This is a genomic window from Enhygromyxa salina (assembly GCF_002994635.1).
Classification (GTDB): Bacteria; Myxococcota_A; Polyangia; order Nannocystales; family Nannocystaceae; genus Plesiocystis; species Plesiocystis salina_B.
Window position 1 is genome coordinate 20,634 of sequence record NZ_PVNL01000139.1, and the last position, 18,932, is coordinate 39,565.

Annotated in this window: 18 protein-coding genes; 5 read left to right on the forward strand and 13 right to left on the reverse strand. The window is 68.4% G+C overall.

The features are described from left to right. Nucleotides 1-75: 75 nt before the first annotated feature. Together ENSA7_RS38165 and bufB are read right to left on the reverse strand one after the other, a co-directional pair. Entirely contained in the window at nt 76-1,329 is a 1,254-nt protein-coding gene (locus tag ENSA7_RS38165; RefSeq protein WP_106094360.1) for a DUF4215 domain-containing protein, read from the reverse strand. Nucleotides 1,330-1,366: 37 nt separating this feature from the next. Beyond that, entirely contained in the window at nt 1,367-3,169 is a 1,803-nt protein-coding gene (gene bufB, locus ENSA7_RS38170) for an MNIO family bufferin maturase (RefSeq protein WP_106094361.1), read from the reverse strand. A gap of 247 nt (nt 3,170-3,416) precedes the next feature. Between bufB and ENSA7_RS38175 the strand changes: the two genes are divergently transcribed. Continuing rightward, complete coding sequence (locus ENSA7_RS38175) at nt 3,417-3,740, forward strand: hypothetical protein (RefSeq protein ID WP_106094362.1); 324 nt, start codon at nt 3,417-3,419, stop codon at nt 3,738-3,740. A 5-nt stretch (nt 3,741-3,745) separates the two neighbouring features. Here the strand turns inward: ENSA7_RS38175 and ENSA7_RS38180 are convergent, their stop codons facing one another. Both ENSA7_RS38180 and nth read right to left on the reverse strand, forming a co-directional pair. Further along, a complete protein-coding gene (locus ENSA7_RS38180) occupies nt 3,746-4,489 on the reverse strand; it encodes a site-2 protease family protein (protein WP_106094363.1) in 744 nt (247 codons plus the stop codon). Nucleotides 4,490-4,560: 71 nt separating this feature from the next. After that, the gene (nth, locus tag ENSA7_RS38185; RefSeq protein WP_106094508.1) at nt 4,561-5,271 is read right to left on the reverse strand and encodes an endonuclease III; all 711 of its coding nucleotides are present in this window, start codon (nt 5,269-5,271) and stop codon (nt 4,561-4,563) included. An 81-nt stretch (nt 5,272-5,352) separates the two neighbouring features. Between nth and proS the strand changes: the two genes are divergently transcribed. From proS to ENSA7_RS38205, 4 genes are read left to right on the forward strand one after another with little or no spacing between them, the layout of a single operon-like run. Further along, the gene (proS, locus tag ENSA7_RS38190) at nt 5,353-6,918 is read left to right on the forward strand and encodes a proline--tRNA ligase (protein WP_106094364.1); all 1,566 of its coding nucleotides are present in this window, start codon (nt 5,353-5,355) and stop codon (nt 6,916-6,918) included. Nucleotides 6,919-6,934: 16 nt separating this feature from the next. Further along, a complete protein-coding gene (locus ENSA7_RS38195; RefSeq protein ID WP_106094365.1) occupies nt 6,935-7,228 on the forward strand; it encodes a hypothetical protein in 294 nt (97 codons plus the stop codon). Next, nucleotides 7,228-8,070, forward strand: coding sequence for an MBL fold metallo-hydrolase (locus tag ENSA7_RS38200; RefSeq protein ID WP_106094366.1), 843 nt, complete (start codon nt 7,228-7,230; stop codon nt 8,068-8,070). Before ENSA7_RS38195 ends, ENSA7_RS38200 begins: the two co-directional genes overlap by 1 nt. Beyond that, nucleotides 8,063-9,271 (forward strand): NAD(P)/FAD-dependent oxidoreductase, encoded by a 1,209-nt coding sequence (locus ENSA7_RS38205; RefSeq protein WP_106094367.1) that lies wholly within the window; start codon nt 8,063-8,065, stop codon nt 9,269-9,271. The genes ENSA7_RS38200 and ENSA7_RS38205 overlap by 8 nt, the downstream gene beginning before the upstream one ends. Nucleotides 9,272-9,282: 11 nt before the next feature. Here ENSA7_RS38205 and ENSA7_RS38210 read toward each other — a convergent pair whose 3' ends face one another. From ENSA7_RS38210 to ENSA7_RS38260, 9 genes are all read right to left on the reverse strand, one after another. Then, the gene (locus tag ENSA7_RS38210) at nt 9,283-10,686 is read right to left on the reverse strand and encodes a monooxygenase (RefSeq protein ID WP_181234511.1); all 1,404 of its coding nucleotides are present in this window, start codon (nt 10,684-10,686) and stop codon (nt 9,283-9,285) included. A gap of 97 nt (nt 10,687-10,783) precedes the next feature. After that, a complete protein-coding gene (locus ENSA7_RS38220) occupies nt 10,784-11,926 on the reverse strand; it encodes a site-2 protease family protein (protein WP_219908134.1) in 1,143 nt (380 codons plus the stop codon). A 101-nt stretch (nt 11,927-12,027) separates the two neighbouring features. Next, nucleotides 12,028-12,537, reverse strand: coding sequence for a hypothetical protein (locus tag ENSA7_RS38225; protein WP_146158618.1), 510 nt, complete (start codon nt 12,535-12,537; stop codon nt 12,028-12,030). Nucleotides 12,538-12,613: 76 nt separating this feature from the next. After that, nucleotides 12,614-13,120, reverse strand: coding sequence for a hypothetical protein (locus ENSA7_RS38230; RefSeq protein WP_146158619.1), 507 nt, complete (start codon nt 13,118-13,120; stop codon nt 12,614-12,616). A 44-nt stretch (nt 13,121-13,164) separates the two neighbouring features. After that, on the reverse strand, nt 13,165-14,394 hold the full coding sequence (locus ENSA7_RS38235; RefSeq protein ID WP_181234512.1) for a hypothetical protein: 1,230 nt from the start codon (nt 14,392-14,394) through the stop codon (nt 13,165-13,167). A 374-nt stretch (nt 14,395-14,768) separates the two neighbouring features. After that, the gene (locus tag ENSA7_RS38245) at nt 14,769-16,367 is read right to left on the reverse strand and encodes a DUF2961 domain-containing protein (protein ID WP_146158621.1); all 1,599 of its coding nucleotides are present in this window, start codon (nt 16,365-16,367) and stop codon (nt 14,769-14,771) included. Next, on the reverse strand, nt 16,355-17,017 hold the full coding sequence (locus tag ENSA7_RS44650) for a hypothetical protein (protein WP_181234513.1): 663 nt from the start codon (nt 17,015-17,017) through the stop codon (nt 16,355-16,357). The genes ENSA7_RS38245 and ENSA7_RS44650 overlap by 13 nt, the downstream gene beginning before the upstream one ends. Before the next feature lie 57 nt (nt 17,018-17,074). Next, nucleotides 17,075-17,998 (reverse strand): MBOAT family protein, encoded by a 924-nt coding sequence (locus ENSA7_RS38255; RefSeq protein WP_106094376.1) that lies wholly within the window; start codon nt 17,996-17,998, stop codon nt 17,075-17,077. Nucleotides 17,999-18,008: 10 nt separating this feature from the next. Beyond that, complete coding sequence (locus tag ENSA7_RS38260; protein WP_146158622.1) at nt 18,009-18,821, reverse strand: hypothetical protein; 813 nt, start codon at nt 18,819-18,821, stop codon at nt 18,009-18,011. Between the last annotated feature and the right edge of the window lie 111 nt (nt 18,822-18,932).

Genomic DNA, 18,932 nt, shown 5'->3' on the forward strand with positions numbered 1-18,932 from the left:
GGTTCCGCGAACATCCTGGCCAGACGCGCAGTCACAGGCCCCGGCGGCCCCCAATCGGCCCGCTCCCGCCAGCGCTCACTCGCAGGCGACACCCATCGGCGCCGGGATACACACGAAGCCGCCGCTCTCCAGCGGGTTGCCGCCGCACCAGCCCCAGGCGCCGACGTTGTTTTGCATGAAGTAGCTGGCCGGGTCGGGCCCCTGCGCGCAGGCGCCGGTACTGCATGGATTCGACGCGAACGGGTAGCACCACTTCGAGGTCCCAGACCCCGTGTTCAGCAAGAAGTGCTCGGCGAGCTTCCAGAAGTTGGTGTTGGAGCTGGTGTTCCAGCCCTGGTTCTTGGTGTGCCACCAGCACGCGTACTGCACGTTGTTCTGCATGAACAAGCCCTTCCAGTGGTAGCCGGGCTCGGAGTCCTGGCACGGACCGTGGATCGGGTTGCAGGGCAGCTCGCCGACCAGCCAGTCCTGCAGGCAGTTGTTGGCGGTGCAGTCGTTGGCGCAGCCGTCGTCGTCGACGTTGTTGCCGTCGTCGCACTCCTCGACGTTCGCCTGCACGAACCCGTCGCCGCAGGTGGCCTCGGCGCAGCTCGTGGGGCAGGCGTCCGTGTCATCGTCGTTGCCGTCGTCACACCCCTCGACGCCCGCGTGGACGTAGCCGTCGCCGCACACGTTGAGCGCACAAACGGTGGTCAGGCAGGCGTCGGTGTCGAGATCATTGCCGTCGTCGCACTCCTCGACCCCGGCCTGGGTGTAGCCATCTCCGCAGAACGCCAGATCGCAGGCTGGGCACATGTCGGTGGTGTCGACGTTGCCGTCGTCGCACTGCTCGCCAGCCTGGAGCACCCCGTCGCCGCAGGTGCCGGGCATGCACTGGCTGTTGCACTCGTCGCCGTCGATGTCGTTGCCGTCGTCGCACTCCTCCACGCCCATGTGCACGAATCCGTCGCCACAGCTGGCGACCATGCAGCCCTCCACGCAGTCGTCGGTGTTGTCGGGGTTGCCGTCGTCGCAGGCCTCGATGCCCTCGTACACGTAGCCGTCACCGCACGACGCGATGAAGCAATTCGGCGTGCATTGGCCCTGCTCGGAATTCTGCGGGCCAAGATCACACTGCTCACCGGGCTGGACCACGCCATCCCCACAGCTGCCGCCGTCGCTGTCGCCGTCTCCGTCTCCATCGCCGTCTCCGCTGTCGGTCTCGGCGTCGCCATCACCGTCACCCGCGCTGAGAAAGGGATTGAGGTTGCGGCCGTCATCGCCACTGCAACCCCACGCGCCCACGCCTGCGAGCGCGCACACGACCACTGAAGTTCGAAAGATCTGCATGGCGGCGGGAAGGCTATCACGGCGGGCCAGCCCGCACTCACGGGATGTGGGGAGCCACGGCCGCGATCAATCCGGCTTCGACCCAATCCCGCAGCCAGCGAGCGACTTGCTCGGGGCTCGCGGCGTCGCCGGCTTCTGCATCATTGATCCCATCATGACTGTCGGCATCGATCCCCGCCCCCGAGGCGGCCACGCAGATCTCGACGAAGGACTTGCCCTCGAGCAGCGCCTGCAGGCCCGCGGCCTCGTTGGCTTCGAGGTCGCGGTGATACACGGTCAGGTCCCGCCGCCAGATCAGTGTATGTCCAAGCCTGGGCGGGTGATGTTTGCGCGCGAGCTCGAGCGACTGGCCCTCGCGGCAGAGCGTGAACATGGGCGAGAATGGCCGCGTGGTCGCGCGCAGGCGCACGGTCTTACCCGCGACAAAGCGCAGCTGCGGCCAGCTGTCGAGCTCGATCTCGGCCAGGTCCGCGGGCGCGAGCGGGCGCTCATCGGCGACGGCGAGGATCTGCGCGCGGTCGAGCTCGATCCACGCGACCTCGATCAGCTCGGGCTGATTCACGCCCGCCTCGTGCTGGCTGATGAAGCTCGGGAAGTCACGCGAGTAGCGGCGCAGGTCCGGCTCGCGCGACGGGCTGACCAGCACGTAGTCGGTCACGAGGTTGTGAAATTGCACGTGACCGAGCATCCACGCGACGGTGGGAAAGTGCTGCTCGAGCACGCCCGCGAGCCGCCAGTAATAGTCGTTGGCGTAGACCTCGAGCCGCTCGACGCGGCCGAAGGTGTCCGTCTCCGCGAACGTGCGCGCCACCGCCTCGCGCACGCTGGCGGGGCTGGACTCGAGCATGTCGGCGGCGCCGGTCGGGAAGCAGATCACCTTCCACAGCAGCGCCTGGGCGGCGGCGAGTGAGCTCGTGTCGGTGGCCTGGGTCTCGGCGTGGAGCCGATCCAGATCGATCTGCGCGGGCCGTGGCTGAGGCGGCGCGTGCTCGGGCAGCTGGTCGAGCACCTGCTCGGCGATCTGCGCCGCCCGACGCTGCTCGGCCCGCAACACAGACCACGCTGGCGTGTCCTCGTCCCACTCGACCAGCGACGAGATCGCCCCCCAGCGCGTGAGCGCGTCGCGGTAGAGCGCCCACACGTCATCGGGCACGGGCCCCAGGTGGGAGTCGAATTTGTAGTGGCCGCGATCGCTGTGGTTGGCCAGGTGAAGCTGCCACACGCGCTCGCCGGGGACCCCGTCGAGGTACTCCTGCGGATCCCAGCCATGGTTGGTGCAGCTGACAAGCACGTTGTTGAGATCGAGCAGCAGCAGGCAGTCCGTGCGAGCGCACAGCTCCGACAAGAACTCCCACTCGCGCAGCTCGTCGCCGCAGTGGGTCACGTAGCTCGACGTGTTCTCGAGCAACAGCTGGCGGCCGAGCACGTCTTGCACGCGCGCGACCCGTTCGGCGACCGCGGCCAGGCTCGCCTGCGTGAGCGGGAGCGGCAACAAGGCGTGGCTGTGCAGGCCCTGGTGGGTCGACCAGCACAGGTGATCCGAGACCCACGCGGGCTCGGCCCGATCGATCAGCGCGCGCAGTCGCTCGAGGTACTCGCGGTCTGGAGCGTCGATCGAGCCGATCCCCAACGACACCCCATGGAGGACCACAGGCATGGCCTCGCGCACGCGCTCGAGCACCCGCGCCGGTCGCCCGCCGTCACCAAAGAAATTCTCGCTCACGAGCTCGACCCAGTCGACGTCGAGCTCACCGTCGAGCGCGCGAGCGTAGTGCCGGGTCCTCAGGCCGACCCCATGCCCGATGTAGGGCCGGTCGGTGCCATGTTTCGGGCTCGTCATCGCGCAAACGAGCGTTCAGTCTACGCAGGTACACGCGAGCATGTCGAACAATCTGCCAATCGGGCGACCCGCAAACTTGGTCGCGGGTGCGGCCACGTCGGCCGGGTTTGTCGCCCGTGCTGGCGCGACTGACCTGGGGCCCCCCACGCGAATGGGGGCCAGAGCCTGGGAGGGGCAACGCTCGCGGTCGTTCGGCGTTGGCGTTTGACCCTGCGCCTTCACGCCCGCCAAGCTTGGAACCGACGCCATGACCAGGAACAACAAGCAATTCGTGTCCGCCTTCGCCCTGTCCGCCGCCGCCCTGTTCTTGGGTGGCTGCAAGAAGACCGAGCCAACCGCCGAGCCAACCGCCGAGCCCACCGCCACCGCGCCAGCCTCGAACGCCGACGAAGACGTCAAGTGCTTCGGGATCAACAGCTGCTCGGGCGAGAGCGTGTGCGCCGTCAACAAGCCGGACCTGGGGATCGAGCACGCGTGCGCGGGCGAGAACGCGTGCGAGGGCAAGGGCTGGATCAAGGTCAGCCGCAGCGAGTGCGAGACCCAGAGCGGCGAGGTGCTCGGAACGCTCTAGGCTTGTCAGCGATGGGCCTGGACCTGCTGCAACATCTGGTAGTTGTTGTAGCCGAGCAGGCCGAACATGATCGCGATGAAGAAGTCGCCGCTGACGAGCAACGCCGTCACAGCCAGCACACCAGCGGTCCCGATCCCGAGCTTGAGCGCGATCGGCCAGGCGTCACGCGGGCGGAACTTTTCGATGATCGCCTTGGCGATGTGCCCGCCGTCGAGCGGCTGCACGGGCACCAGGTTGATCAGCCCCCAAAAGATGTTCACGTAGAGCAGGAACAGCACGAACAGCTCGAGCCGACCGCCACCCGACAGCGGCGGCCCGCTGCCGACCGGGACCCCGATCCCCGGCAGCAAGTTGGCGCTGTGTCCACTCAGCAGCACACCCGCGAAGATCAGGCCGCCAAAGATGAAGCCGGCGCCGGGGCCCATGAAGTCGATGAGAATCCGCTGCTTGCGGCTCTGGCTGCCGGGGCTGAAGATCGCCAGGCCGCCCATGCTGTGCAGGACGATCCGCGGCGGCCACCCGTAGGCCTTGGCGGTGACCGCGTGGCCGAGTTCGTGGGTGAGGATCGAGACGAACACCGCCGCGGTCCACAGCGCCATGCCCACGAAGATGTTGATGCTGGCGCCACGCACGGCGACGGCGCCGAATATGATCGAGATCAACCAGAACATGGGGTGCACCCGGACGGGGATCTTGCCGACCGAGAAGTGCAGGTCGAACTTGGTGGTCTGGGGCTCGGCGAGGAACACAATTGCAGCCTAGCAGGGAATCCTCGACCCCCACAGGGCGCCTCGGGAGAATGTCGCCTTGGCCTTCGGGATCACGACTTGCCAGCCGCGGCCGCGCGGAGCCTCAGGCTGGCGTCGCGGCGCGCTCGATCGTTGGTCCGACGCTCGGCGGTGATCCGTTTCTTGCTGGCCGCCCACCCGCAGATCAAGCACCCCTCGAGCTCATGATACTGCGCGGGGCAGTGCTCACGACCAAAGTAGATGATCTTCAAGTGCGCGTCGGCCCAGCGTGACTCGGGGAACCACTTTTTGAGGTCGCGCTCGGTCTGCTCGACGTTCTTCGCGCTCGACAGGCCCCAGCGCGCGGCGAGCCGGTGGATGTGAGTGTCGATCGGGAACGCGGCCACGCCGAACGCCTGGGCCATGACGACGCTGGCGGTCTTGTGGCCGACGCCGGGCAGCGACTCGAGGCCGGCGAAGTCGCGGGGCACCTCGCCGCCAAACTCGTCGACGAGCTGCTGGGCGAGCGCCTTGACCCGCTTGGCCTTGGTCGGCGCGAGTCCGAGCGTGCGGATGTGGTGGAGGATCGTCGCGGTGCTGAGCTCGGCCATGGTCGCTGGCGTGGGGCCGTCGTTGAACAGCGCGGGGGTGACCTCGTTGACCCGCGCGTCGGTGGTCTGGGCCGAGAGCAGCACGGCGATCAGCAGCGTGAACGGGTCCTGATGACGCAGCGGGATCGGTGGATCAGGGTAGAGCTCGTCCAAAATGGCGAGGATCTTCTGGGCCTTCTCGGCGCGGGTCACGGGTTGCAGCGTACACAGCACGGCCGCCCCGGCCCAGCGCCTGCCCTTGCGCCCCGCCCGTAATCAGCGACACTCCGCCCCATGTCCCAAGAGGGCCAGAAGCACAAGCAGGGCCAAAAGCAGGGCCAGAAGCAGGGCAAGCAGCAGGGCAAGCAGCACGAGCTTGCGATCGCCACGCGCGCTGCCGACTACCCGCAGTGGTACCAGGACGTGATCCGGTTCGGCGAGCTGGCCGAGCCGGCCAAGGTCGTCAAGGGCTGCATGGTCATCAAGCCGCATGGCTACGCGGTGTGGGAGAAGATCCAGCGCGATCTCGACGGGCGCTTCAAGGACACGGGCCACCGCAACGCCTACTTCCCGCTGCTGGTGCCGATGTCGTTCATCACCAAGGAGGCCGAGCACGTCGAGGGCTTCGCGCCGGAGCTCGCGGTGGTGACCCGGGCGGGCGGCGCCGAGCTCGAAGAGCCCTACGCGATCCGGCCCACGTCGGAGACGATCATCGGCCACTTCTTCGCCAAGTGGATCGACTCGCACCGCGACCTGCCGCTGCTGATCAACCAATGGGCCAACGTGATGCGCTGGGAGCTGCGCACGCGCATGTTCCTGCGGACCACCGAGTTCTTGTGGCAAGAGGGGCACACCGCCCACGCCAGCCACGACGAGGCCCGCGAGGAGGTCAGGCGCATGCTCGATGTCTACGGCGACTTCGCCGAGCAGGTCCTGGCGATGCCCGTGATCCGCGGGACCAAGACGGCGACCGAGCGGTTCGCGGGCGCGCTGGACACGACCTGCATCGAGGCCTACATGCAAGACGGCAAGGCGCTGCAGGCCGGCACCAGCCACGACCTCGGCCAGAATTTCGGCAAGGCCTTCGACGTCAAATTCCAGAACGAGGCGGGCGAGCTCGAGTACGTGTGGCAGACCTCGTGGGGCGTGAGCACCCGGCTGATCGGCGGGCTCGTCATGACCCACAGCGACGACGCCGGCCTGGTGCTGCCGCCGCTGGTCGCCCCGATCCACGTGGCGATCATCCCGATCTTCCGCACCGACGAGCAAAAGGCCCAGGTCCTCGAGGCGGCCCAGCGCATCAAGGCCGCGCTGAGCGAGATCGATCTTTCGACCCCGCGGGCCCGGTTCCGCGACTTCTTGGAGGTCGTGATCGATGACCGCGACCTGCGGCCCGGCGCCAAGTTCTACGACTGGGAGCGCCGCGGCGTGCCCATGCGGATCGAGCTGGGGCCCAAGGATCTCGAGAAGGGCCAGGTGTGCCTGAAGATGCGCGTGGACACGCCCGCGGTCAGCGGCAAGCAGTTCCTGCCGGAGGCCGACTTCATCGCCAGCGCGCAGCAGCGCCTGCTCGACTACCAGGCCGCGCTGCTCGAGCAAGCCCGTGAGCGCCGCGAGGCGAACACGGTCACGCTCGACACCTGGGACCAGTTCCTGGCCACGTTCGCGGGCGAGGACAGCAAGTTTGCGTGGTGTCACTGGGACGGGACCACGCAGACCGAGCTGGCGATCAAAGAAGCGACCAAGGTCACGATCCGCTGCGTCCCCCTCGAGGGTCAGGGGCCGGCGCCAGAGCCGGGCGTGTGCATCTTCTCGGGCCAGCCGTCCAAGCAGCGCGTGCTGATGGCGAAGGCGTACTAGGATAGGAGCCGCGGTGATGGAGTTCGCTGATCCTCGTACGGTCCGGTCGATCACGGCAGCTCGCAAGGCTTGCGCGCGGGCGGCTGGTACGTGGACCTGTGAAGATCCAGACGATGACCCGGCCGCCGAGGCCGAGCAGCTGGCCCGCGATGCAGTCGAGCACCTCGAGCAGGGCCGCTGGGATGAGGCGTGCGAGTGCGCCGAGGCGACAGCGAGCTTGGCCGAGGAGCACGGCCAGGGCACGGTGTGGCGCGAGTTCGTGTTGCTCGTCGAGGAGGCGGCCGAGACCGGCCGGGACAGTCAAAGCTGATGACACGCCCGCCCGAAGACAAGCTCGAGGTCTGCAACCTGCACCTGGTGGGAATCAGCCAGGGCGGGGTCGAGACCAACATCCGCGTGCCCGAGCTCAAGCTGATGTTCGACCTGGGCATGGTCCCCCACGGGGCGCTGAACGTGAATCGCGTGCTGGTCTCGCACGGCCACAATGATCACCTGGCCGGGATCCACTACTACATCTCGCAGCGCAAGATGATGGGCCTGCGGCCGGCGATCTTGCATGTCCCCGAGGAGATCGTCGCGCCGCTGAACACGGTGCTGGGCGCGTGGTCGCAGATCGAGGGCTTCGAGTACGAGTACGAGCTGCGCCCGGCCAAGCCCGGCGAGCGGTTCAAGATCGGCCGCGATCTGACGGCGACGGCGATCCGCACGGTGCACCGGGTCCCGAGCCTGGCGTGGGCGATCGAGCGAACCACCCACCGGCTCGACGACGCCTACCGCGGTCGCCCGCCAGACGAGCTGGCCAAGCTGCGGGCCCAGGGCGTGCCGATCACCCACGAGGTCGTGACCCCGCTGCTGTGCGTCACCGGCGACACCACGATCGACACCTTCCTGAGCAGCGACCTGATGCGCCGCTGCAAGGTGCTGGTCCACGAGGTCACGGCCTGGGATCAGCAGCGCGACGTGGCGTCGACGCGAGGCTACGGCCACACCCACGTCGACGAGATGATCGAGCACGTCGAGAAGTTCGAGGGCGAGGCGCTGGTGCTGGTGCACCGCAGCTTGCGTCACTCGCGAGCGTTCGCCGAGCGCGTCGTGCAAGACCGGTTCCCGGCCAGCGTGCGCGACAAGGTGTTCGTGTTCGGACATGACTGACAACGGGTACGACGCGGACCTGTTGATCCTCGGCGGCAGCTTCTTGGGCGTCGAGCTGCTGCGGCTGGTTCGCAACCACCGCCGCGGGCGCAAGCTCAGCGTCATCGTCATCGATCGTCAGCGCACGCACCCGTACATTCCGCTCGGCCACGAGCTGCTGACCGAGCGCATGACCTACGCCGTCGCGGGCGACACCGAACTCGAGACCGAGCGCTTCGCCATCGCGGCGCCGGGCGTGCGCTGGGTCCAGGGCGAGCTGGTGGGCTTCGACGCTGCCGCCCACGAGGCCCAGCTCGACGACGGTCGCCGCTTTCGTGCGCGCTTCGTGGTGTTTGGTCTGGGCTCGGAGATCCGCGCGCCCGCGAGCTTGCCGGGCGGCGCGCGGATGCTGGCGTACAAGTCCAAGGCGCAGTTCGAGCAGTGTCGCGCGGCGCTGCAGCGGGTGTTGGCCGGCGAGGGTGAGCCGCCCAGCGTGTTGGTGGTCGGCGGCGGGATCTCGGGGGTCGAGATCACGGGCGAGCTCGCGCACCTGGTGAAGGCGCGGCCGTCGACCTGGCGCGCACCGAAGCTCGTCATGGTCCACGGCGGCGACCACCTGCTGCCCGGGCTCACGCCGCGCGCGGGCCAGCGGGCCGAGGCCGCGCTGCGGGCTCAGGGCGTCGAGCTGCTGCTCGGCACCCGGCTGGTCTCGGTCGGCGCTGACTCGGCGACGGTCCACGGACCTGAGGGCGAGCGCGTGATCCCCTGCGCGCTCGGGTTTTGGGCTGGCGGACTCCAGCCGCCGCCTGTGCTCGCAGCGATCGATCTACCCCACACCGAAGACGGCTGGCTGCGCGTGGGGCCGACCTTGCAGTGCGTGTCGAGCTCGACTGAGCGCCCCGAGCTGTTCGCGGGTGGCGACGTCGCCCGGGTCTACGGCGGCGACGGTCGCTGGCCGACCATGCAGCGCGCGATCGAGGCGATCTTCGCGGCCAAGACGATCGCCGCCAACATCCTCACCCTCGCCCGGCACCCGCCCGACTACCCAGACGGCGTGCCACCGCTCGAGCCGCACCCGCTGTGGTCCGACTTTCCGCATGGGGTCAGCATCGGGGGGCGATCGTTGATCGTGTATGGCCGGCTGGTGTTCCCGCTCGCGGGCTTCAACATCTGGTTTCGGCGGTTCTTGATGCGCCAGTACATGCGCCGCTATCGGGCCTGAGCGGCGCCGCGTCACAGCCCCTTGATGCCGACCCCGACCGCGGTCAGGCACATCTCGTCGAGGGTGCCCTCGCCCAGGTTCACCTCGATCGGGGTGTCGAGCCCGACCTCGGCGAGCGCGTTGACCAGCGCCGGGTTGTTCATGCTGTTGTCGTACGCGCACCGGACCCGCACGATGTCGCCGGCCTTGACCCGCACGCCCTGGTTCGCGGGCGCGTCGTACTCGTAGATTCGCTGCCAGTTGAAGTCCCAGTTGGGCGTGTGGACCAGACAGGTCTGCTCGCCAGTGTCGCGGTCTTCGATCCACGCGCGCATGTCGACCCCGACCAGGTGCATGTGGTTGGCGACCGCCCAGATCCGGGCCTCGACGCTGTCGGGGAACGCGTTGCCGTTGCTGGACACGACCCACTCGTACTCCTCGACGTGGTCCGACGCGCCCGCTGGGATCGAGAACGGCCCGGTCAGCGAGGTGCCGGCCCCGGGCGCGCCAAGCAACGTGAAGATCGATCCGTACTCGGGCTTGTCGGTGCTCCAGCGCAGCGCGAGGCCGGTGCCGTCGTCGGGCGTGGGCCCGCCACCGGTCGCGTGATAGTGGACGTTGAGGACCAGGCGCGACCCGGCCGGCAAGCTGATCCCGACGCCCGCGGGCGGCTCCATCGGTAGTCCGCCGGGGACCCAAGCGCTGATTAGCTGGCCGCTGACGCCAGAGCCACCCCCGCAGTTTTGCAGCACCCCGCCGGGCCAGCTCGCCGACGCGGCGGCCTCGTCGACGTAGATCAGCACGTGATGGACGATCTCGCGGTTGCCCGGGATCAGCTGAATGCCGTCGAGGTACACGTCTTCGGGGTTGCCCGGGTCGAGGCTCAGGCAGTGGAAGAAGTCGAGCGTGTTGCCCTGCGCGTCGATCGACACGGGCGAGCCCATGGTCACGGTCGTCGTGGGGTTGGCGAGGTCGAGGTTGGGCGGCGAGGGCAGCGGCGCGGCGTCGGCCGGATCGCCCTCGGGGCTGCCGACATCGGCCCAGTCGCGCAGCAGCTGGATCTGCGCGTCGGTCAGACGGGCGTCGTGCTTGTACGGCATCGGCGGCTGACACTGCGCCGTCTCGAGCGCGTGCCACGGGGGCATGAGCCCTTGCTCGGCCTGGTCAGCCATGATCGCGGACCATGGCGCGGTCTGAGCGTAGTCCTGCATGGCGAAGGGGGCGATGCCGCCGTCGGTGTGGCAGCCCTGGCACGCCTCGGTCACCAGCGGGGCCACGTCTTGGTGCCAGTTGGGGCGCAGGGCGTCGCCGTCGCCGTCGCCGTCGCCGTCGCCCGGGTTGTCGCCGTCGCCGTCTCCGTCGCCGCTGCTCGTGTCGGCGGTCTCGGCCGCGTCAGTCTCGGCGCCGTCGGGTCCGCCGCTCGTGCACGCGAGCACGGACGAACAGCACAAAACCAGAACACGGGCATGCGATCGAGCCATGTGCCGAATTTATCAGCAACGCGGCAAGATCGGGGCGAACCCGAGAATCTGCCTAAGAACCCGTGAATTCGGCCCGCTCGTGCACGTTTAGCCAGCGCAGCAAGTCACTGCGGCTGACCAGCCCGAGCAGGTGATCGCCATCGCTGACCACGAGCGGATCGACCTCGCCACGCATGAGCTGCTTCAGCGCGCGCCCGGCCTCGGCGGTGGCCGGCAGCGTGCTCAGCTTCTCGGCCGGGAGCATGATCTCGGCGACCGGCGTGTTCGCCCAGCTGGTCTTGTGGAGGTTGCCGATCTGCTCGAGGCTGACGAGTCCGAGCAGACGCCCGTCTGTGCTCTCCACCGGGAAGGTCAGCTGCTCGCTCGGCAGCGCGTAGTCGCGGATGAACTGCTCCACGCTCAGCCCCGGATTGACGCGCGCCAGCGAGGACCGCATCACGCGACTGATCGGCACGTCCTCGAGCCCCTCGCGCACCAGCAGATACTGGTAGCTGGCTCGCGCGGCGTTGTTGAGGAACCACCCGATCAGCAGCAGCCACAAGCCCGAGATCAAGGCACCCGCGAACAGCTCGATCACCCCGAAGGCCATCAGCGTCCACGCGAACAGCTGGCCCACGCGCGAGGCCCAGCGCGTCGCCTTGCGCAGGTTCCCGGTGATGGCCCACAGGATCGAGCGCAGGACCCGACCGCCATCGAGCGGGAACCCGGGGATCACGTTGAACAGCGCGAGCAGGACGTTGATCGGGCCCAGCCACAGCAGCAGCGTGGCGCCGGGTCCGATCAGAGTCAGGGCCGCATGGGTCGCCTCGAGATCACCGCTGGCGGCCGCCGCACGCAAGGGATCACCCGCGAGCCACAGCGCGGCAAACGTCGCGCTCAGGCCGATCACCAAGCTGGTGAGCGGCCCGACGATCGCGACCAGGAACTCGGACTTCGGCGAGTCGGGCTCGGCCTCGAGGTGCGCGATGCCACCGAACAAGAACAAGGTGATCGCACGCACCGGGATCCCCCGGGCGTTGGCGACGATCGCGTGGGACAGCTCGTGGGCCAAGATCGAGGCGAAGAACGCGAGCGCGGCCGCGAGCGCCGTGGTCCAGATCAACGCGGGGTGCCAGTCGGCGTGCCAGCGCGGGAACACGGCCAAGCCGAGCTCGCCGGCGATCAGCGCAAAGATGATCAGCAGGCTCCAGTCCACCCGGATCTCCACGCCGAATGCCCGCCCAAGCCGAAAACCTGCACCCGATACCCGTGGCGCCCGCGTGTGTTTGTGGGGAGTCGATGTCTCGTTCATACCTGTCAGATCGATCCAGTTCGGCGCGCGCCGTTGCGTTTCATCGCGCGCGCGAGCTTGCGTACCCGCTCGCGCGTGGTCTCGATGGTCAGCAGGACGCTGCCGGTCGCCACCGCGTTCTCGAGCCGCCGAAACTCGGCGCGGTTCTCGGCCGAGCCGCCAAGGCCGGACACCACCCCGCCGAACACGCCGGCGACGAGCGACACGACAAGGACGCCACCCAGGCTGACACCGAGGAGCGCGTCGGGTCCACCGACCCCAGCGAACGCCCCACTCCGCAGCAGGCCGAGCACCAGGGCGACGCACAGCGCGACGAACACACCGCCGATCAACCCCGCCTCTCGCACGGAGCGGCCCGCCGGCGGCAGATCCTCGGGGCGGATCTCGTGCTCATGAATCGCGGCGGTCGCGACTTCGTGCTCGCGATCGCGGTGCGTGGCCGCTGTCTGCAAGGTGCGCTTGGCGGCTTCGGCTGCCTCGCGGTTCGGATAGATTCCGTAGACGATCCGTGACACGGCGTGATCCCTGTTCGCGTGGGCACACGCGAACATCTCCAAACGTCCCACCGCATTCGCGCCAGGCCAGCGAGATTTACGCGGGCTCAGGCCGCTCGATCGTGCAAATCTTCCGCGTCTGCACTATGGCCCACGGTCTCGACCTGCACTCGCAGCTGTCGCTCGAACGTGAACGCGTCGTTGAGCATGAATCCTCGAGCCGGCCTGCGTTGAGGCTCACAAGCGCCCGCTCGTAGCACACGGCCTCGAGCTGGCTCAGCGCGTCCTCGATCTCGCCCTGTGACTCGGCGTTGCGGTCGAGGTTGCTGAGCACGACCGCGAGGTTCGCCCGGACTCGGGCCTCCTGGACCACGTGCGGGCCGTCGAGCGCGAGCAGTGTGGCGAGCGCCTGACGTGAGCTGGACTCAGCGCGCTCGGGCTCGCCGGCCAGGTCCAGCGCGGTCGAGACGTGGTCGAGCAGCTCGACCTCGAGCAACGCGGCGCGCTCTGGATCGCCGAGCTGCCTCGCGTAGCCGAGGCCGAGGAGCCCGACCTCGACGCGCGCCTGGACATGCTGCCAAAGTACCTTGGCGAGTGAAGGCAAGGTTACTTTGGCACACCAGCCGCCCCTGCCTCCCGCTCGGCAGCTCAGCGGACGAGCATCTCGAACCACACCGTGCCGTCGCTGGCGGGTTCGATCGGGTTGAGGCCGAGTACGTAGCCGAAGCCGCGGCCGTTGACCTCGATGTCGGGGGAGCCCGTCGTCGGCCCGATGCCCGAGCCGGCGGTATCGTCGAGCGGGCAGCCGTTGTTGCCCTCGCGGCTCCAGCATGGGCCGTAGGTGGGCCGCATCAGCAGCGGATCAGCCAGCGCCTCGCACTGCGCGACGCTGAAGCCGTCACGATCGCCGCAGTGAAAGTAGAGGTCGGTGCTGCATAGCTCGTCCTGGACCATGACGGTCCCCTGATCCATCGGATAGCCGGCAGTTTCGTCACACTGCGGCGAGGGCAGGCTGGCCATGAACTCGCCGATGTCGACGCTGCCGTCGCCGATGTCCTTGTAGACCGCCCACTCCCCGGACGGGATGTGGCGGAACATCAGGTCCGTGAATGGAAGGTCGTGATAGGCGGGGCTCTTGTAGTCCGCGCCGTTGGGCCCGGGGATGTTGCCGACCGTGGTGGTATCGGTGGTCAGTAACTCGCGGCCGTTCCAGGTCCAGGTGTCGACACCGTCGTCGGCCGAGATCAGGACCAAGGTCCAGCCGCCGCCGTCGTAGTCGAACTGCTGATTCCCAAACTCGCACCAGACCACGTAGGGCTCGCCCGAGCCGTCGTCGCCGTCGGGATCGATCGTGTAATTGAACGTGTCGGAGTCTGGCAGCCGGGCTCCAAGATCGGCGCAGCTCAGCGCGGTCACGCAGGTCCCGTCGGCGCAGCCGGACACGCAGTCGTCGGACTGGTTGCACATTTGTCCGTCATCGCACAGCGCGTCACAAATGCCGCCGCAGTCGAGATCGGTCTCGCCGGTGCTGAAGATCCCGTCGTCGCAGGTCGGCTCCTGGCACAGCTCGGTGCAGCTGTCGAAGTTGCTGTCGTTGCCGTCGTCGCAGCTCTCGCCCGGATCGAGCGTCCCGTTGCCGCACAAATCTGGCTCGTCGGTTTCGGTTTCGGTTTCGGTTTCGGTTTCGGTTTCGGTGTCGGCGTCGGTTTCGGTGTCGGTGTCGGCGTCGGTTTCGGTGTCGGTGGTGTCGGTGGTGTCGGTGGTGTCGGTGGTCGAGGCAGTCCCGCTTGGAGAACCGGAGCCCGGGCAGCCGCCGAGGAGGACCACGCCCACCGCGGCCAGGCCCGCCACACAGGCGAGTCGAGCGATGGTGGGCACGGGAGGAAGAAGAGAATGGTTCATGGCTCATGGGTGCTGGTGCGCCGAAGATTGGATCCGTATTTTTCGGATTCGGATTGCGCCGTCTCCCACATAGGAGTTTATGAAGGCGACTCACACACCGTCGATCCCCTGCTCGATTCCGCTCGGCCTCACGGCTTGCCCAACCAAGACCCCGCCCACCGGAACCGAAACTGACACCTCGACCACCGGCGATGGAGATGGAGATGGAGATGGAGACGGCCCCGGGGGTCAGGAGCCCAGCGCGATCTGGTGCGACGGGAGATGTTTCCTGGTGGGAGATGTTACCTGCTGGGAGAGATCCTCTGCGAAAAGGTCAAGCGAGGCGACGCGAGGCATTGCACCACGGTCCGCTATGGCTGCTCGTCGTACCAATAGACGGTGCTGCTCCACGTTGGATGGAGTTCGGTGATCACCAGGTCACCGAGCCACAGGCCCACGGTCTCGACCTGCACCCGCAGCTGTCGCTCGAACGTGAACGCGTCGTTGAGCATGAACCCGTAGACACTGACCAGCCCCGGCCGCGCCTTGATCGCCCCGGCCAGGGCCTTGCGATCGAAGTGCGTCCAACCGGCGTCGAAAAATTCTTCGGTGCCCGTGCCGTGATAGCGGGGCGGCCACGCGTCGATCGGCTGATCAGTCCAGATCTGCCAGTCGCCCTCGCCCCACCACAGATCCTCGAACGGCCACTCGACCCGCAGCAGCACCCCCACGAGCTTGCCGCGGCCGCGGTGATCGAACAGGCGGTGCACGGGCACCTGCGCGGGTCCAGAGCGGGGGCTGGCTGGCGTGGCGGCCGGGGCCGAGGTCACGTGCGCGTGGAGGTAGCCGAAGTCTGGATCTTGCTCGACGCAGCGGCGGATCCACAGCCCGAGCTCGACGCCCACGCGCGCGTCACCGTCGTTGTGGAGCTCGATGCGCGCGGCTTCGCGGTAGGGCATCGGCAGGCGCAGGTACGCGCGGTGTTGGGTGGCGCCCATGACCAGGCTGTCAAACTCAGCCTCGGGCTCGTCGGCGTTGTCACCCGCGCCCATGAACTCGGCCAGCGGCAGCTCGATCGCGGGCTGGTCTGCGCGATCCCAGATCACCCGCAGCCGCAGCGCTCGCCAGGCGGTGGCGGCCTGGCTCGGGTCGAGCTCGACGCTGAGTCGCTCGATCGTCCCGCACCCGCTGTCCTCCCAGCGCAGGCTGGCGCCGGGCTCGAGCGACTCGGTCACGCGAACGCTCGGCGCTTGCGGCCGCCGGGCACCCGCGACCGCGTCGCTCCACGCTTGCCCGGCCTCGTCGAGCGCTCGCGCGGCGCCGGGATCGAGCGGCAGCGTGAGGGTCTCGATCGGGGTGTCGGCGTCGTAGCGGGTGTAGCCGATCTGCCAGAACACGCCCCAGCGCTGGTCCGCGTCGATCAGCCGGATCTCGGCGTGCTCGGCGAACGGGATCGGCATCCGCACGGTTGGGTAGTGGATATCCGGATAGGGCCCCGAGTGGACCAAGCCGCCCGCGAACGGACCCGTGACCGGATCGAACAGCTCGCCGACCGTCATCGACAGCAGCTCGCCGTAGTCGAGCATGATCTCGACGCGGGTGTCGGCGACCGCCGCGATGTCCCCGGTCGAGATCCGGTGGATGCAGCCGGGCCCATCGACGGACAGCAACACGTTGCGGTGGCCGTCCGCCCACGGGTAGGTCGCGCCGTCGAGCGCGTTGAGGCCGTCGCGGTCGTACGTGCTCGCCAGCTCCGCGTGCCCGGGCTCGAGCAGCGGGAGCGCGTCGAGCCTGTGGAGGCGCTCGAGAAAGTAGCTCACGTCACGCGCTGGCGCCGGGCCCTCGCAGGCCAGCGCCGACGCCAGCGCCGTTCCGACGAGCAACCGTCGAGCGCCCGAGCGACGCGCCGCGTTGATCGAACACGGCCGCGCGCCGGGCAGCTCGAGCCCCCGCGGACTCAGGGGATGCACTCGTTGGCGCAGCTGGACTGACCGCAGATGAGCAACGCCGTGGTCGCGGGGGTGTTCGCGTTGCACATGGCCTGACACTGCAGCGGATCGCCGCCCATCAGTACGCAGTCGTACGCGCAGGTGCACGCCGCGTCGTTGAAGCACGCTTCGGCTTCATCACAGCAGTTGGCCTTGATGCACGTGGAACAGGGGGTGTCCTGCAGGTCCGGATCGCAGACGCCGCCGTCGCCGTCACCATCCCCGTCACCATCTCCGTCACCGTCGCCGTCACCATCGCCATCCCCGTCGCCGTCACCATCTCCATCCCCGTCTCCATCTCCATCTCCATCCCCGTCTCCATCGCCGTCGCCGTCTCCATCTCCGTCGCCGTCTCCATCTCCGTCGCCGTCTCCATCTCCGTCGCCCGGATCACCGTCACCATCGCCCGGATCGCCGTCACCATCGCCCGGGTCGCCGTCGCCGTCTCCGTCTCCGTCTCCGTCGCCCCCTTCCTGCTCAGCCCCCTCCTGACTGTCGGTCCCGGTGCCGGTCGTGTCGCCGTTGGTCTCGTTGCCGCCGCTCCCGGTGATCCCCACGTCGTCGCCGCCGCAGCCGAACGCCAACAAGACAGTGAACAAGCTCGCTCCTGAAACTCGGAAAATCGTCTTCATGTCAGTTCCTCACGCAAGTGTAGCTTGTCACGCGCAGGCCCCCCAGATTGTAGCGGATCAAGACGGGATGAAGCCCGCCAACAGTCGCAGCGCTGGCTCCACGAACAACGGCGACGGCACGGCGATCCAGGCGGCCGTCCACGCTCGACGGGCGCCGATCCCCCAACGAGCCACGCCCACGTGTCGCTCGAGCAGCAACCCCGCGCCATGAACGACGAAGAAGCTGGCCATCAGCGCCCCGGCGACGAGATCGAGTGGCACCCACGCAAACCAAAAATGCAGCGCGGTGCTGGCCGCAAACGCGGCACAGATCCCCAGCGTGGCGCGACGGCGACGCGCCAGCGGCAAGAACAAATTGTCGTGGAGCCAGCCCGACACCGCCCGGTTCCAGCGACGCCCCCAGAACTCGCTGAGCGTGGTCGAGAGGATCGGCCGGTCGTTGATCCGCGGAAATTCGAGGCCAAAGCCACGGTAGATCATCAGCACCAGCGCGTGCACGGTCTCGATGCTGGCGTAGCAGAGCACCAGGCCAACGCCCCACCGCAGCGCCCAGCGACCGACCCCGCGCAGACCCGGCGCGAGCTCGAAGACGGCGACCCAGGTCACGAGCACGAGCGCGAGGTGGCCGACAAACCACGCGAGCTCGGCCCGGTCGTAGCGCGACGAACGGCGCCGGAGCGCGCGTACGTCAAACAGCGCCGTCAACATCCACACGCGCCCCCAGAACGACAACCCCGCGGGGCGCCGGGCGAGATCCAGCGCCCGACCCAGGCTGACCGTGACCAGCATCGCGAGGATCGTCCGACCCACGATCCACCCAGACGGCAGCAGCAGCGGCGCCACGCTGGCGATCGCTGCGATCCCGACGCCGAGGTAGCGCGACCGCTCGCGCGGCTCGTCGCGCCCGCTGACGCGCGCACAGGCCAGCACCGCCAACATCCACACGGCGAGGGCAACGAACAGGCGAGCAACGTCAGACATCTAGAGACATCTAGAACCGCAGCGCGAAGCCTACCTCGCCGCCACCACGCGCGAACGCGAGTATTGGCGTCAGCTCCATGCGCCGCGCGAGCGGGATCCCCCAGGCCTGGCGAAACGCCTGATTGCGCTGCTTGGACCGCTTGAGCGCGATCGACCCGCCCGTGACCAGCGCGATACCTGGCAACAACAGCGGCAGGTGAATGTGGAGGCAGGACAGACAGAGCCCGAGCATGACCGTACCCGCCAGACTGAACGGCACACCAACCGAGAGCAGCGCGACGCCACCACCATGCAGCTTGCGCCCCGAGTCGAGCGGCCGGTTCCCCACCGGGAGGTCGCCGCGACTGTCGCTGGTCACCCGAGGTCGCGCCCGAACCCCAGCGACCTCGGCCTTGGGCACCGACACCACCGCGCCGTCCGAGGCCCGAGCGATCGCGAGGTCGGCGCCGCTGTGTGCCACGATCGTGCCCGCGAGCTGGGCCCCGTTGACCAGCTGCAGGATCACGCGCTGATCCTGCAACCCGTCCCACAGCGCGCGGCCCGTGAGCGACAGCTGGTCGTCGACCCGCGGCGCTGGGACGGCGGCCCCGGGTTCCGTGCCGACCGCCACGCCGGGTGCCGAGGTCGGGCTGGCGACCGGAGGCGTGGGTTGCGGCGCGTCCGGCTGGCCGGCCTCAGCACGCAGCGGCCCCGCGAACAACGCAGCCATCGCGCAGCCGACCACCGCTACCTGTCGGGCCCGCCCACGCAGCTCCGAGCTCGGGTAGAGGGCGAAGTGCGGGCGGCGTGTGGGCGCTGGGGATCGGTTGGGGTCTTGGATCACGGTGGTTGGCTCCTGTTGTCGGTGGTCCGCGCCGCCGTCGATCGGTTCACTGGGTTATGATCACCAACTGTACAGATTCTCAGACCGCACGTGGCAACAAATCGCCGAACT